The sequence below is a fragment of the Pseudomonas sp. BT-42-2 genome (genome assembly GCF_025847435.2).
Classification (GTDB): domain Bacteria; phylum Pseudomonadota; class Gammaproteobacteria; order Pseudomonadales; family Pseudomonadaceae; genus Aquipseudomonas; species Aquipseudomonas urmiensis.
Genome location: NZ_JAOYTM010000009.1, coordinates 244,061 through 258,064 on the forward strand (window position 1 = coordinate 244,061; position 14,004 = coordinate 258,064).

The 14,004-nt window shown below is 61.4% G+C and carries 15 protein-coding genes; all 15 read right to left on the bottom strand.

Features of this window, described 5'->3' with window-relative positions:
* Positions 1-7: 7 nt before the first annotated feature.
* Positions 8-796: a protein phosphatase CheZ gene (locus OIU19_RS11150; protein ID WP_186555994.1), complete on the bottom strand. Its 789-nt coding sequence runs from the start codon at positions 794-796 to the stop codon at positions 8-10.
* Positions 797-814: 18 nt separating this feature from the next.
* On the bottom strand, positions 815-1,189 hold the full coding sequence (locus tag OIU19_RS11155; RefSeq protein WP_186555993.1) for a chemotaxis response regulator CheY: 375 nt from the start codon (positions 1,187-1,189) through the stop codon (positions 815-817).
* 104 nt (positions 1,190-1,293) lie between these two features.
* Positions 1,294-2,034: an RNA polymerase sigma factor FliA gene (gene fliA, locus OIU19_RS11160; protein WP_186555992.1), complete on the bottom strand. Its 741-nt coding sequence runs from the start codon at positions 2,032-2,034 to the stop codon at positions 1,294-1,296.
* Positions 2,031-2,864 carry a flagellar synthesis regulator FleN gene (gene fleN / locus OIU19_RS11165; RefSeq protein ID WP_186555991.1) on the bottom strand — a complete coding sequence of 278 codons (834 nt, stop codon included), beginning with the start codon at positions 2,862-2,864 and terminating at the stop codon, positions 2,031-2,033. The genes fliA and fleN overlap by 4 nt, the downstream gene beginning before the upstream one ends.
* Positions 2,865-2,956: 92 nt before the next feature.
* Complete coding sequence (flhF, locus tag OIU19_RS11170) at positions 2,957-4,267, bottom strand: flagellar biosynthesis protein FlhF (RefSeq protein WP_264235040.1); 1,311 nt, start codon at positions 4,265-4,267, stop codon at positions 2,957-2,959.
* A gap of 11 nt (positions 4,268-4,278) precedes the next feature.
* Entirely contained in the window at positions 4,279-6,408 is a 2,130-nt protein-coding gene (gene flhA / locus OIU19_RS11175; protein ID WP_264235041.1) for a flagellar biosynthesis protein FlhA, read from the bottom strand.
* Between the two features lie 615 nt (positions 6,409-7,023).
* Complete coding sequence (flhB, locus tag OIU19_RS11180; protein ID WP_264235042.1) at positions 7,024-8,166, bottom strand: flagellar biosynthesis protein FlhB; 1,143 nt, start codon at positions 8,164-8,166, stop codon at positions 7,024-7,026.
* 2 nt (positions 8,167-8,168) lie between these two features.
* Positions 8,169-8,945, bottom strand: coding sequence for a flagellar biosynthetic protein FliR (fliR, locus tag OIU19_RS11185; protein WP_264235043.1), 777 nt, complete (start codon positions 8,943-8,945; stop codon positions 8,169-8,171).
* 7 nt (positions 8,946-8,952) lie between these two features.
* Positions 8,953-9,222 (bottom strand): flagellar biosynthesis protein FliQ, encoded by a 270-nt coding sequence (gene fliQ / locus OIU19_RS11190; RefSeq protein ID WP_264235044.1) that lies wholly within the window; start codon positions 9,220-9,222, stop codon positions 8,953-8,955.
* Between the two features lie 21 nt (positions 9,223-9,243).
* Positions 9,244-10,011, bottom strand: a complete 768-nt coding sequence (fliP, locus tag OIU19_RS11195; protein WP_264235045.1) for a flagellar type III secretion system pore protein FliP — start codon at positions 10,009-10,011, stop codon at positions 9,244-9,246.
* Positions 10,011-10,445, bottom strand: a complete 435-nt coding sequence (fliO, locus tag OIU19_RS11200) for a flagellar biosynthetic protein FliO (protein ID WP_186555984.1) — start codon at positions 10,443-10,445, stop codon at positions 10,011-10,013. Before fliO ends, fliP begins: the two co-directional genes overlap by 1 nt.
* 12 nt (positions 10,446-10,457) lie before the next feature.
* Positions 10,458-10,922, bottom strand: coding sequence for a flagellar motor switch protein FliN (gene fliN / locus OIU19_RS11205; RefSeq protein WP_186555983.1), 465 nt, complete (start codon positions 10,920-10,922; stop codon positions 10,458-10,460).
* Positions 10,923-10,969: 47 nt separating this feature from the next.
* Positions 10,970-11,938 carry a flagellar motor switch protein FliM gene (gene fliM, locus OIU19_RS11210; protein ID WP_186555982.1) on the bottom strand — a complete coding sequence of 323 codons (969 nt, stop codon included), beginning with the start codon at positions 11,936-11,938 and terminating at the stop codon, positions 10,970-10,972.
* Positions 11,939-11,947: 9 nt separating this feature from the next.
* Positions 11,948-12,445 (bottom strand): flagellar basal body-associated protein FliL, encoded by a 498-nt coding sequence (gene fliL / locus OIU19_RS11215; protein WP_186555981.1) that lies wholly within the window; start codon positions 12,443-12,445, stop codon positions 11,948-11,950.
* A 247-nt stretch (positions 12,446-12,692) separates the two neighbouring features.
* Positions 12,693-14,000, bottom strand: a complete 1,308-nt coding sequence (locus tag OIU19_RS11220) for a flagellar hook-length control protein FliK (protein ID WP_264235046.1) — start codon at positions 13,998-14,000, stop codon at positions 12,693-12,695.
* Positions 14,001-14,004: the final 4 nt, after the last annotated feature.

Sequence of the window (14,004 nt, forward strand, 5' to 3'; positions counted from 1 at the left end):
GTGCTCCCTAAAAACCCAGGCTGGACAGCAGATCATCGACATCGTCCTGACCGGACACGACGTCTTCACGCTTATCGGCATGAATCTGCGGACCTTCACCCCGAGTCGGATGTTTTTCTTGATCTTTTTCAGCGCGCAGCTGTTGGTGGTCATGTTCGATACCGGCAAAGCGGTCGACTTGACTGGCCATCAGCACGAGCTTGAGCAGATTGCTTTCTACTTCGGTGACCAACGCGGTGACGCGCTTGATCACCTGCCCGGTCAGGTCTTGGTAGTCCTGAGCCAGGAGAATGTCGTTCAGATGCCCGGAGACCTTGCGGTTCCCTTCAGCGCTGTGCGTCAGGAAACTGTCGACCCGCTTGACCAACTCGCGAAATTCCGGCGCGGCCACTTCGCGGCGCATGAAGCGCTGCCAGTCAGCGCTCAGCGCCTGAGCTTCGCTGGCCAGATCGTTGAGCACTGGGGTGCTCTGTTCGACCAGGTCCATGGTGCGGTTGGCGGCGCCCTCGGTCAGCTTGACCACGTAGGACAAGCGCTCGGTGGCATCGGTGATCTGCGAGACTTCCTCGGCCTGCGGCATGGCCGGGTCGATCTGAAAGCTGACGATCGCGCTGTGCAGCTCGCGGGTGAGTTTGCCGACTTCCTGATACAGGCCGCGGTCGCGCGTCTGGTTAAGCTGATGGATCAGCTGCACCGCGTCGCCAAACCGGCCGCGCTCAAGGCTCTCGACCAGTTCCTGGGCATGCTTCTTCAGGGTCGTTTCGAACTCACCCAGAGACGTGTTGTTTGACTCCATGGCGCCCCCTGGCGTGACTTAGCCGTTCACGCGTTCGAAGATCTTTTCGATCTTTTCTTTGAGCACCTGGGCTGTGAAAGGCTTGACCACATAGCCATTGACGCCGGCCTGGGCCGCTTCAATGATCTGGTCGCGCTTGGCTTCGGCAGTGACCATCAACACCGGCATGCCCTTGAGGCGCTCGTCGGCCCGTACCTGGCGCAGCAGGTCGATCCCGCTCATGCCCGGCATGTTCCAGTCGGTCACCAGGAAGTCGAAGTGCTCGCTGTGCAGCATCGGCAGCGCGGTAACGCCGTCATCGGCTTCCTTGACGTTGGTGAAGCCCAGATCACGCAACAGATTCTTGATGATTCGCCGCATCGTCGAGAAGTCGTCAACGATGAGGATTTTCATGTCTTTGTTCAAGTAGACCTCCAAGCAGTCTTAAACGCGCTCGGCCCCCGAGCGCGCATTCAATCAATTCAGTACAACGTGAAAACGACTGCAGCGAACCCCGGTTACCGCGCCCGCCATTCACCCAAGCGACTGCGCAGCCGCGCCGCGCACTGGCTATGCAACTGGCTGACACGCGACTCGCTGACCCCCAGCACCTCACCAATTTCCTTGAGGTTCAGCTCTTCGTCGTAGTACAGCGCCAGCACCAGGCGCTCGCGCTCCGGCAGGTTGGCGATCGCATCGGTCAGCGCGGCCTGGAAGCGCTCGTCTTCAAGGTCACGCGACGGCTCGATCTGGCCGCTGGCTCCATCCTCGTGCAGGCCTTCATGTTCGCCGTCCTGCAACAGGTCGTCGAAACTGAACAGGCGGCTGCCCAGGGTATCGTTCAAAATCCCGTAGTAATCATCGAGACTCAATTGGAGTTCGGCAGCAACCTCGTGATCTTTAGCGTCGCGACCGGTTCTTGCTTCAACGGCGCGCATCGCGTCGCTGACCATGCGGGTGTTGCGGTGCACCGAACGCGGCGCCCAATCGCCCTTGCGCACCTCATCGAGCATGGCGCCACGGATACGGATGCCGGCGTAGGTTTCGAAGCTGGCGCCCTTGCTGGCATCGTATTTGTTGGCCACTTCCAACAGGCCAATCATGCCTGCCTGGATCAGGTCTTCGACCTGCACGTTGGCCGGCAGACGCGCCAGCAGGTGATAAGCGATGCGCTTGACCAGCGGCGCGTAGCGCTCGATCAACTCATACTGGGCATCTTTGGACGCCTTGCTGTACATCTTGAAACCGCTTGCACTCATAGGACGGGTCCCGCGCTGGTGGGCTGCACCAGTCGCTCGACGAAAAACTCCAGGTGCCCACGCGGGTTGGCAGGCAACGGCCAGCTGTCGACCTTCTGCGCAATGGCCTTGAATGCCAATGCACACTTGGACCGTGGGAAGGCCTCATAGACCGCGCGCTGCTTCTGCACCGCCTTGCGCACACACTCGTCGTACGGCACGGCGCCGACGTATTGTAGGGCGACGTCAAGGAAACGATCCGTGACCTTGGTCAACTTGGCGAACAGGTTGCGCCCTTCCTGCGGGCTCTGCGCCATGTTGGCCAGCACGCGGAAACGATTCATGCCGTAGTCGCGATTGAGCAGCTTGATCAGCGCGTAGGCGTCGGTGATCGACGTAGGCTCATCGCACACCACCAGCAGCACTTCCTGGGCGGCGCGCACGAAGCTCACCACCGAATCGCCGATGCCGGCAGCGGTGTCGATCACCAGCACATCGAGGTTGTCGCCAATCTCGCTGAACGCCTGGATCAGACCGGCGTGCTGCGCGGGCTGCAGATGGACCATGCTCTGGGTGCCGGAGGCGGCCGGGACGATACGCACGCCCCCTGGCCCCTGCAGCAGCACATCGCGCAGCTCGCAGCGGCCCTCGATAACGTCAGCCAGGGTGCGCTTGGGCGTCAGCCCCAGCAGCACGTCGACATTGGCCAGGCCCAGGTCGGCGTCCAGCAGCATGACGCGACGACCCAGCTCGGCCAACGCCAGGGACAGGTTCACTGAAACGTTAGTCTTGCCGACGCCACCTTTGCCACCGGTCACGGCGATCACCTGTACGGGATGCATGCTACCCATATTTGTTCTTTACCTTGTCTCGCTTGGACCGAGGCCACATGTGGGGCTGTTCTCGAAGCCCTTGATGTAGGTATTTTGCATTACGTTCTCCCTCAACCCGCGCGTTTGCCAGAGTTGTGGTAGAGATCAGCGAGCATATCGGCCATGGCCTCTTCGCTGGGGTCTTCCTGCATTTGCACACTGACTGCGCGGCTGACCAACTGGTGCTTGCGCGGCAGGTGCAGGTCGTCAGGAATGCGCGGGCCATCGGTGAGATAGGCAACCGGCAGTTCATGACTGATGGCCAGGCTCAATACTTCGCCGAGGCAGGCCGTTTCATCGAGTTTGGTCAGGATACAACCGGCCAGGCCGCAGCGCTTGTAGCTGTGGTAGGCAGCGGTGAGCACCTGTTTCTGGCTGGTTGTGGCCAGCACCAGGTAATTCTTGGCGGCAATCCCGCGCCCTGCAAGTGTTTCAAGCTGCATGCGCAGTGCCGGGTCGCTGGCTTGCAGGCCAGCGGTATCGATCAGCACCACGCGCTTGCGCAGCAGCGGCTCCAGGGCCTGGGCCAGCGACTCGCCTGGGTCGACATAGGTCACCGACACATTGAGAATCCGCCCAAGGGTCTTGAGCTGCTCCTGGGCGCCGATACGGAAGCTGTCCATGCTCACCAGAGCCAAGTTGCTGGCGCCGTACTTGAGCACGTAACGTGCGGCCAGCTTGGCCAGGGTGGTGGTTTTGCCCATGCCGGCCGGGCCGACCATGGCGATCACCCCGCCCTCCTCGATCGGTTCGATCTCCGGCACATCGATCATCCGCGCCAGGTGCGCCAGGATCATCCGCCAGGCCTGGCGCGGCTCGTCGATCTCGGCCACCAGGTCGAGCAGCTCGCGGGCCAGTGCGCCCGACAAACCGACGCGTTGCAGACGCCGCCAGAGGTTGGCCTGCATGGGCTTGCTGCCTTGCAACTGGCTCCAGGCCAGCGAGCCAAGCTGCACTTCGAGCAGCTCGCGCAGCCCGGAAAGCTCCGAGCGCATGGCATCGAACAGGCGCGGATCGACTGGCGCCGGCGCGGGTACGGCGGCAGCCGGCGGCACATCGACGTGTGGCTCGATCAACGGCTCGGATGCGGTCAGCGACAGACCCGCGAACAACTGGCGGTTGCCTTCATCGGTATCGTTGCGGCTGCTCAGCTCGGCCTGGGCGGTGGCGATGCGCGACTGGGTCTTGCGCAGCTCATCTTCAAGCTCGGCATTAGGCACGCGCGGGGCCAGCGCGGACAGTTTGTAGTCCAGCGCGGCCGTCAACTCGACACCGCCGGCAATGCGCCGGTTGCCGATGATGGCGGCATCGGCGCCCAGCTCATCACGGACCAGCTTCATGGCCTGACGCATATCGGCGGCGAAAAAACGCTTAACTTGCATAACCCACTACCTCAGCCGTTGGGGCCCACGGTGGCAACGATGGTGACTTGCTTGTTGTCAGGTATTTCCTGATACGCCAAAACATGCAAATTCGGTACAGCCAGCCGACCGAAACGCGACAGCATCGCGCGGATCGGGCCGGCCACCAGCAGGATAGCTGGCTGGCCTTGCATCTCCTGACGCTGGGCCGCTTCGATCAACGAACGTTGAAGCTTCTCGGCCATGCTCGGTTCAAGAAGAACACCATCTTCCTGACCTTGCCCGGCCCTTTGCAGACTATTGAGCAAAATCTGTTCCAACCTTGGCTCCAAGGTGATCACAGGCAGCTCGGACTCAACGCCGACAATGCTTTGCACGATGGCGCGACACAATCCGACGCGCACTGCGGCAACCAGCGCGGCGGTATCTTGACTCTTGCCGGCATTGTTGGCGATTGCCTCGGCGATGCTGCGGATGTCACGCACCGGTACTTGCTCGGAAAGCAGTGCTTGCAGGACCTTGAGCAGCCCCGACAAGGAAATGACGCCCGGCACCAGCTCCTCGGCAAGCTTGGGCGAAGCCTTGGACAGCACCTGCAGCAACTGCTGGACCTCTTCGTGGCCGATCAGCTCATGGCAGTGCTTCTGCAAGATCTGGTTCAAGTGGGTGGCGACCACAGTGCTCGCGTCGACCACGGTGTAGCCCAGCGACTGCGCCTGGGCGCGCTGGGCAATATCGATCCATACCGCTTCCAGGCCGAACGCCGGGTCGCGCGCAGCGATACCATTGAGGGTACCGAAGACCTGGCCAGGGTTGATCGCAAGCTCGCGATCCGGATAGATCTCCGCCTCGGCCAGGATCACCCCCATCAGGGTCAGGCGATAGGCGCTGGGTTGCAGGTCGAGGTTGTCACGGATGTGCACGGTAGGCATGAGGAAACCCAGATCCTGCGAGAGCTTCTTACGCACGCCCTTGATCCGCGCCAGCAACTGCCCGCCCTGGTTACGGTCGACCAGCGGGATCAGCCGGTAACCGACTTCCAGGCCGATCATGTCGATCGGGGTGACGTCGTCCCAGCCCAGCTCCTTGGTTTCCATCGCACGCTGTGGCGACGGCAGCAGGTCTTGCTGACGCTGTACTTCCTCCTGCGCCTTGACCTTGGCCGCCTGCTGCTTGCGCCACACCAGGTAAGCGCCACCGGCACACATCAGGCCAAGGCTGATGAAGGCGACATGCGGCATGCCCGGCACCACGCCCATTACCAGCATGATGCCAGCCGAGACCGCCAATGCCTTGGGCGAGTCGAACATTTGCCGATTGATCAGCTTGCCCATGTCCTCGGAACCCGAGGCACGCGTGACCATGATTGCCGCAGCAGTCGACAGCAACAGCGATGGCAATTGCGCCACCAAACCGTCACCGATGGTCAGCAGCGCGTAGACCTTGCCGGCTTCGCTAAAGCCCATGTTGTGCGAGAACATGCCGATCAGGATGCCACCGATCAGGTTGATGAACAGGATCAACAGGCCGGCGATGGCGTCACCGCGGACGAACTTGCTGGCACCGTCCATCGAGCCGTAGAACTCGGCCTCCTGGGCCACTTCGGCACGGCGCGACTTGGCCTGTGCCTGGTCGATCAGGCCGGCGTTGAGGTCGGCGTCGATGGCCATCTGCTTGCCGGGCATGGCGTCGAGGGTGAAGCGCGCGCTCACCTCGGAAATCCGCCCGGCACCTTTGGTCACGACCACGAAGTTGATGATCATGAGGATGGCGAACACTACCGCACCGACCACGTAGTTACCGCCGATCACCACTTCGCCGAAGGCCTGGATGACCTTACCTGCCGAGCCGTGGCCTTCGTGGCCATGCAACAGCACCACGCGGGTCGAGGCGACGTTCAGCGCCAGGCGCAGCAGCGTGGCCACCAGCAGGATGGTGGGGAAGGCGGCGAAGTCCAGCGGGCGCAAGGCGTACACGCAGACCAGCAGGACCACGATCGACAGGGCGATGTTGAAGGTGAAGAACACGTCGAGCAGGAACGGCGCTATCGGCAACATCATCATTGCCAACATCACCAGCAACAACAGCGGCACGCCCAGGTTGCCCCGGCCTAGTCCGGCCAGGTTGTTACGGGCGTTGCTGATTAACTGAGTGCGATCCACCGCGAGTCCTCTTCAAGCAAAACTTTGACGCCTTAAGGGCGCCTGGCGCTGCCTTTGCAAGAAGCTGTCCAACTTTTTCGTTGGTGGGGGATTGAATTGCGCGCATGAAGATCAAGAGCAGCCGAATAGCTACGCTCTCGCCAAAGCCAAATTTTGATTTTCTGTTTCGTGTTGTTTGTTCTGGCCTCTTCGCGGCGGTTCGGCGCCCCGACAAGCCCGCTCCCACAGGTACCGCGCAGGTTTTCAGTTCAGCGTTGAGCCAGCACTGACACCACGCAGAGACTGCAAACCCCACGAACCCTGTGGGAGCGGGCTTGCCCGCGAAGAGGCCGGACTATCCACCACACCTGCCACTATCGAAAGATAACGCCAGCCCAGTCACCGCCACTAACTTCGCGACTTCAGGAGGCCGCGCGGGCCCGGGAGGCACCGAAGCGAGGGGATCTCGCCACGGGCGGGACTGATGGTGAAGCGCAGACGTTTTGGTTACTTTTGGCTGGGCCGGCACACCGGGCGTTTGCCAAAAGTGACCTGCCGTAAGGGCGGAAAGGTGAATCAGCGTCTCCCTCGCAAATGGATCTGCTCACAAACCTAGAAACCTAAAAAACCTACAAATCAAGAATCACGCCGCAAATCCGGCGGAATCGGCAAATCCTTCTTCAACGGATCCGGCGCCTTCCCCTTCCCAGCCCGGTACTGCCGGATCTGGAACACATAAGCCAACACCTGCGCCACCGCCAAATACAACCCAGCCGGAATCTCCTGCTCAAGCTCGGTAGAGTAATAGATCGCCCGCGCCAACTCCGGCGATTCCAAAATCTGCACCTTATGCTCAGCAGCAATCTCACGCATTTTCAACGCGATGAAGTCGGTGCCTTTGGCCAGCAGCAGCGGCGCCGCCGAACCATTATCGGGGTCATACTTCAGCGCCACTGCATAGTGCGTCGGGTTGGTGATGATCACGTCAGCCTCAGGCACCGCAGCCATCATGCGCCGCTGCGAAACCTCCCGCTGCAACTGACGGATCCGCTGCTTGACCTCAGGCTTGCCTTCACTGTCCTTGTACTCGTCGCGCACTTCCTGCTTGGTCATCTTCAGCTTGTTGTGGGTTTGCCACAGCTGGAACGGCACATCCAGCGCAGCAATCAGCAACAGCCCCGCCGCCATCCACAAGGCACTCCACCCGACCACCTGGACACTGTGAATGATCGCCTGCTCAAGCGGCTCATTGGCAATCGCCAACAACGCCTGGCGGTCGTTGGAAAGCACCACCAGCGCCACCACCAAGATCATGAAAAACTTCGCCAATGCCTTGAGCAGCTCGGTCAAGGCATTCAAGGAGAACATGCGCTTGATCCCCGCCAAGGGATTCATGCGACTGAATTTGGGCTGCAGCAAGCTGCCTGAGAACAGGAACCCACCCAGAGCAATCGGTGCAATGAAGGCGACCACGAACAACAGGACCAGGATCGGCTGCACAGCCCAGATGGCCATCTTGCCCGAGTTGAGCAGATAGGCGGCCATGGACCCTTCAGCCATCAACACCTCACGCGGCAAGCTGAAGTTCAGGCGCATCAGCTCCATCAGGGTCTCGCCCAGGTAGCCACCAAAGGCCAACAGCGCACCCGCCCCGCCCAGGGTTACGGCAACGGTGTTCAGCTCCTTGGAGCGAGCCACCTCACCCTTCTCCCGCGCCTGCGTCTTGCGCTTGTCGGTGGGTTCTTCCGTCTTGTCCTGACCACTCTCGCTCTCGGCCATGCTCAGCGCGCCCGTGCCAATTCACGCAGCCATTGCAGCGCTTCGCTGGCCAATGCCTGGTAGTGGGAAAGAATGTCGGCCAGCCCTACCCAGAAGATGGCCATGCCCAACACCAGTGTCAGCGGGAAACCGATCGAGAAGATATTCAACTGCGGCGCTGCGCGGGTCATCACGCCGAAGGCAACGTTGATCACCAACAGCGCAGCGATCATGGGCAGCACCAGCAACAATCCGGCACCCAGCACCCAACCCAAACGCCCGGCCAGCTCCCAGAAATGATTGACCAATAGACCACTCCCGACCGGCAAGGTCGTAAAGCTCTCAGTCAAGACCTCGAACACCACCAGGTGGCCGTTCATCAGCAAAAATAGAATACTCACCAGCATGGTCATGAATTGGCTGACCACCGCGACGTTGACGCCATTGGCCGGATCGACCATCGAGGCAAACGCCATACCCATTTGCACCGCGATGATCTGCCCCGCCACCACAAACGCCTGAAACAGCATCTGCAATGAGAAACCAAACAGCGCACCGATGATCACCTGCTCGCCACACAGCAAAAAGCCCCGCAGGCTCAGCGGCTCGAACTCCGGCAATGGCGGCAGACCCGGCACGATCACCACAGTGATGGCTAGGGCCGCATACAGGCGAATGCGCGCCGGGAGCATCTTGGTGCCGAAGATCGGCATGGTCATCAGCACCGCAGTGACGCGAAACAGCGGCAGCATGAAGGTCGCAACCCAGGTCCCTATCTGCGCGTCGGTCAGCTCCAGCATGGCCGCCCTACCCGATCAGCTGCGGAATGCTGGTGTACAGACCAATGAAGTACTCCATGAACTTCTGGGTAAGCCACGGCCCGACGACAATCAAGGTCACCAGCATCACCAGCAAACGCGGCAGGAAGCTCAGGGTCTGTTCGTTGATCTGGGTGGCAGCCTGGAACATCGCCACCACCAGGCCGATCAACAGGCTCGGTACCACCAGCACGGCCACCATCAGGGTGGTTAGCCACAGAGCGTCGCGGAACAGGTCGACAGCAACTTCAGGTGTCATGCAAGGCTCTCCTTGATGGCGTCAGACGCCACCGAAACTGCCAGCCAGGGTGCCCATGATCAGCGCCCAGCCATCGACCAGCACGAACAGCATGATCTTGAACGGCAAGGAAATGATCAGCGGCGACAGCATCATCATACCCATCGCCATCAGCACACTGGCGACCACCATATCGATGATCAGGAACGGGATGAAGATCATGAAGCCGATCTGGAACGCGGTCTTGAGCTCGGAGGTCACGAACGCCGGCACCAGGATGGTCAGCGGCGCCTGGTCCGGGCTGGCGATATCGGTACGCTTGGACAAGCGCATGAACATGTCCAGATCGCTCTGTCGGGTTTGCGCGAGCATGAAGTCCTTGAGCGGAACCTGGGCCTTGTCGATGGCCTGCTGGGCGGTCATCTGCTCGTTCAGATAGGGCTGGATCGCCGTCTGGTTCACCCGGTCGAACACCGGCGCCATGATGAAGAAGGTCAGGAACAGCGCCATGCCAGTCAGCAACTGGTTCGATGGCGTCTGTTGCAGACCCAGCGCCTGACGCAGGATGGAGAAGACGATGATGATCCGGGTAAAGCTGGTCATCAGAATGACGAACGCTGGAATGAAACTCAGCGCCGTCATGATCATCAGGATCTGCAGGCTGACCGAATATTCCTGCTGCCCGTCCGCACCGCTGGACAGGGTGATGGCAGGGATCGACAGGGGGTCGGCGGCCAGCGCCTGCGGCGCCGCCAACCACAGCACGACTGGCAACAAGGTGCTCAACAGGATGCGCAGGGCGCCACTCATTACTTCTTGTCCTTCTGATCCTTGCCCATCAGCTCGAGCAGCCGCTGGGCGAATTCCGGCGTGGCCGGACGGGCACCGGCGGGCACCTCGACCGGTTCGGCCAGCACATGCAGGGCCTCGATGCTGCCCGGGCTATGCCCGATCAGGATCTGCTCCTTGCCCACCTGTACCAACAACAACCGATCACGCGGACCGATGGCGCGCGTACCGACGATTTCGATCACTTGCCCGCTACGCGGCGCGGCGCCTTGCATCCGGCGCACCAGCCAGGCGAGCAAGAAGATCAGCCCGACCACCAGCAACAGCCCGAAGACCATCTGCGCCAGTTGCCCACCGAGGCTACCTGGGGCTCCAGGGGCAGGCGTGGCAGGGATCGTCGCAGCGATCGCTACCTCACTGGCGAGCAGCGCCGCCAGGGCCGTCGCGGCCCGCATCAGCGCCTTCACTCAGCGCAGCTTCTTGATGCGTTCGCTTGGGCTGATCACGTCGGTCAGGCGAATGCCGAACTTCTCGTTGACCACCACGACCTCGCCATGGGCGATCAGCGTGCCGTTGACCAGCACGTCGAGCGGCTCGCCGGCCAGGCGGTCAAGCTCGATCACCGAGCCCTGGTTGAGCTGCAGCAGGTTGCGGATGTTGATTTCGGTGCTGCCCACTTCCATCGAAATGCTCACCGGAATATCCAGGATCACATCCAGGTTGGGGCCTTCGAGGCTGACGTTTTCGTTCGGCTTGGGCGAGCTGGCGAACTCTTCCATTGGCAGTCGGCCGGCACCGGAGTTGCCCGCGTCCGCCGCCAGCAGCGCATCGATGTCGGACTGGCCGGCATCGCCGGTCTCTTCCAGGGCTGCTGCCCACTCATCTGCCAAAGCCTGCTCCTCGGGGGAGCTGATCTCGTTTTCGTTAGCCATAATGTCCTCGACAAGCATTCAATTCGGGGGTTGCGAGCGGCACGCCTTCAGCGGCGCTCGATCGGATCGATGATCTGCAGCGACAGGGTGCCCTTGTGCGAACCCAGCCGCGCCTTGAACGACGGTACGCCGTTGGCGCGCAGTACCAGATGCTCGGGCAGCTCCACGGGAATCACATCGCCAGGCTGCATGTGCAGGATGTCGCGCAGCTTGAGCTGACGCCGCGCCACGGTGGCCGAGAGCGGCACGCTGACGTCCAGCACGTCCTCGCGCAGGGCCTTGACCCAACGCTCGTCCTGATCGTCCAGGTCGGACTGGAAGCCCGCGTCGAGCATTTCGCGCACCGGCTCGATCATCGAGTACGGCATGGTCACGTGCAGGTCGCCGCCACCGCCATCGAGTTCGATGTGGAAGGTCGACACCACCACTGCCTCGCTTGGGCCAACGATGTTGGCCATGGCCGGGTTGACCTCGGAGTTGATGTACTCGAAGTTGACCGGCATGATCGCCTGCCAGGCCTCCTTGAGATCAACGAAGCACTGGTCCAGGACCATGCGCACAACCCGCAACTCGGTCGGGGTGAACTCACGCCCTTCGATCTTGGCGTGACGCCCGTCGCCACCAAAGAAGTTGTCGACCAGCTTGAACACCAGCTTGGCATCGAGGATGAACAGCGAGGTGCCGCGCAGCGGCTTGATCTTGACCAAGTTGAGGCTGGTCGGCACGTACAGCGAGTGCACGTACTCACCGAACTTCATCACCTGCACGCCACCGACCGCGACATCGGCGGAGCGGCGCAGCAGGTTGAACATGCTGATCCGGGTGTAACGGGCAAAGCGCTCGTTGATCATCTCCAGAGTCGGCATGCGCCCACGCACGATTCGGTCCTGGCTGGTCAGGTCATAGCTTTTGACGCTACCGGGCTCGGCTGCGCTTTCAGTCTGTACCAGCCCATCATCGACGCCGTGCAACAGGGCATCGATCTCATCCTGGGACAGCAGGTCCTGTACGGCCATTGCGGACTCCTACTGCAATACGAAATTGGTGAACAGCAGCTGGTCGACGACCGGCTTGCCGACTTCCTTCTGCGCCACTTCCTGAACCACCGCAGTGGCCTTCTGGCGCAGCATTTCCTGGCCGACCGAGCTACTGGCCAAGGTGTCGAAACCTTGACCGGAGAACATCATCACCAGGTTGTTGCGAATGACCGGCATATGCACTTTCAGCGCGTCCAGGTCAGCCTGGTTGCGGCCCTGCATGGTGATGCTCACCTGCATGTAGCGCTGGCGGCCGTTCTGGTTGAAGTTGACCACGAAGGCGGGGGCCAGGGGCTCGTAGATCGCTGCCGGCTTGATGTTGGCCAGGGCTGGGTCCGCTGCCGGAGCCGACTCGCTCTTGTGCATGATGAACCAGGTGGCGCCCACCGACAGGCCGACGGCCAGTAGCAGGGCTACTACCAGCAGCAGGATCAGCTTGAGTTTGCCTTTCGTGGCGGGGTCTTTCACTGCGTCGCTCTTCGCCATGCCAATAATCCGTCGTCCATCGGGGTTTCAAAGGAAGATGACGTGGCTTGAGCAAGTGTTATGCCAGAATCGCCGGGAGGGGCCATTGCCGGGCGAGGTTAACGATAAACCGCTGTGTGCATGGCCAGGGCTGCGCCCTGGTTCGAGGGTAAGCCCGTACCCACAGCGTTAGCGTCGTCTTTCTAACGCGTGGCCGGCACGAACCCTGTAGGAGCGAGCTTGCTCGCGAACCAGGGCGAAGCCCCGATCAGGCGTAGTAGTCGACCGCACTATCACCGATCACTACTTGCTGCTCGAGTGGCTGGGCAGCGGCATCCGCCGGCTCGCCTGGCTCGCCAGAGGCGGCTTGTGCACGCCGTGCGGCCACTCCAGAAAGCTGCGAGTTATCTTGTTGCGCCTGCTGTTGCTGACCGCGCGACTGATCGGCAACGTTGACATCAGGCTGGGCCAGGCCCTGCTGGGCAAACAGCTCGCGCAGGCGATGCAGCTGACTGTCGAGGCTGTCGCGCACGCCAGCATGGCCGCTGATGAAGGTGATTTGGGTCGCCTGATCCGCCGCTACATTGACGCGAATATCCAGACGCCCCAACTCAGCCGGCTCCAGTTGAATCTCGGCAGACTTGAGGTTCTGACTGGAAAGGTACATCACCCGGTTCACCAAGCCCTCGGTCCAGGCGTTCTGATTCATCGACAGCGGCTGATGCAATGGCGCCGGGTTGACCGGCAGCGCATTGGCAGTTTTGGCCGTAGCTGCCTGGGTCAGACTGGCCAGGCGATCGGCGAAGTCGTCGACCCGAGTGTCACTGCCGGCACTCTTGATGTCTTTCAGGCCATCTTCAAGCAAACTACCAAAGGCTTTATCGCCCGGCTCGGACTGCTCACCCTCGGTTTGCGATTTGCTGATCAGGTTCGCCAAGGTATTGACGGCTGGCTGGCCGTCGTCAGGCTGCGGCTGGGCGCTATCAGCACTAGTGGCGTGTGCCGAGGTGGTGCCTTTGGACTGAGCGCTCTGCTCGAGGGCCAAGCGCAGGGTGGGCAAGCCCGCCAGCGGGTCCGCCTCAGGATCGAATGCTTCATTGGCGGCTTCGTCGCCCACGGTTGGCGCCAAAGGTGCTGCAGGCACGGGCTGTTGGACCACGGCCTGAAGCACTGGCGCCACTGCCTCGGCTTGCGCCTGGATCAATTGGGCGCCGGGCTGCGCATCGGTCACCTGCCCAGCAACCAGGCTGGCATCCAGTGAACTGGCAGCGTCATCCTTAGCGATTTCGCCTGCTGCAAGGGCTGCATCGGCAGCTGGCAAATTCTTGCCGTCATCGGCAACCGATGCCTTATCGCCAGCGTCTTTCTTGCCGCTAGCTGCAGCATCCGGTTTGTCTTTGGGCTTGGCCTGGGCAACCTTGTCGTCACGCACAGGGCTGTTATCACGCCCCTGCTTGGCCATGACCTGATCGAATCCTTTACCCTGCTCGGCCACCGCCGACTGGGGCTTGTCGGCCGTGCGCGACTGCTTGGCGATAGCGCTGGCTTGCAACAAAGGATTGGGTGCGACAGGCATTGAA

Coding starts and splice junctions, on each gene's coding strand:
- OIU19_RS11150 (WP_186555994.1), bottom strand. CDS start 796: ATGGAGTCAAACAACACGTCTCTGGGTGAGTTCGAAACGACCCTGAAG.
- OIU19_RS11155 (WP_186555993.1), bottom strand. CDS start 1,189: ATGAAAATCCTCATCGTTGACGACTTCTCGACGATGCGGCGAATCATC.
- fliA (WP_186555992.1), bottom strand. CDS start 2,034: ATGAGTGCAAGCGGTTTCAAGATGTACAGCAAGGCGTCCAAAGATGCC.
- fleN (WP_186555991.1), bottom strand. CDS start 2,864: ATGGGTAGCATGCATCCCGTACAGGTGATCGCCGTGACCGGTGGCAAA.
- flhF (WP_264235040.1), bottom strand. CDS start 4,267: ATGCAAGTTAAGCGTTTTTTCGCCGCCGATATGCGTCAGGCCATGAAG.
- flhB (WP_264235042.1), bottom strand. CDS start 8,166: ATGGCCGAGAGCGAGAGTGGTCAGGACAAGACGGAAGAACCCACCGAC.
- fliR (WP_264235043.1), bottom strand. CDS start 8,945: ATGCTGGAGCTGACCGACGCGCAGATAGGGACCTGGGTTGCGACCTTC.
- fliQ (WP_264235044.1), bottom strand. CDS start 9,222: ATGACACCTGAAGTTGCTGTCGACCTGTTCCGCGACGCTCTGTGGCTA.
- fliP (WP_264235045.1), bottom strand. CDS start 10,011: ATGAGTGGCGCCCTGCGCATCCTGTTGAGCACCTTGTTGCCAGTCGTG.
- fliO (WP_186555984.1), bottom strand. CDS start 10,445: ATGCGGGCCGCGACGGCCCTGGCGGCGCTGCTCGCCAGTGAGGTAGCG.
- fliN (WP_186555983.1), bottom strand. CDS start 10,922: ATGGCTAACGAAAACGAGATCAGCTCCCCCGAGGAGCAGGCTTTGGCA.
- fliM (WP_186555982.1), bottom strand. CDS start 11,938: ATGGCCGTACAGGACCTGCTGTCCCAGGATGAGATCGATGCCCTGTTG.
- fliL (WP_186555981.1), bottom strand. CDS start 12,445: ATGGCGAAGAGCGACGCAGTGAAAGACCCCGCCACGAAAGGCAAACTC.
- OIU19_RS11220 (WP_264235046.1), bottom strand. CDS start 14,000: ATGCCTGTCGCACCCAATCCTTTGTTGCAAGCCAGCGCTATCGCCAAG.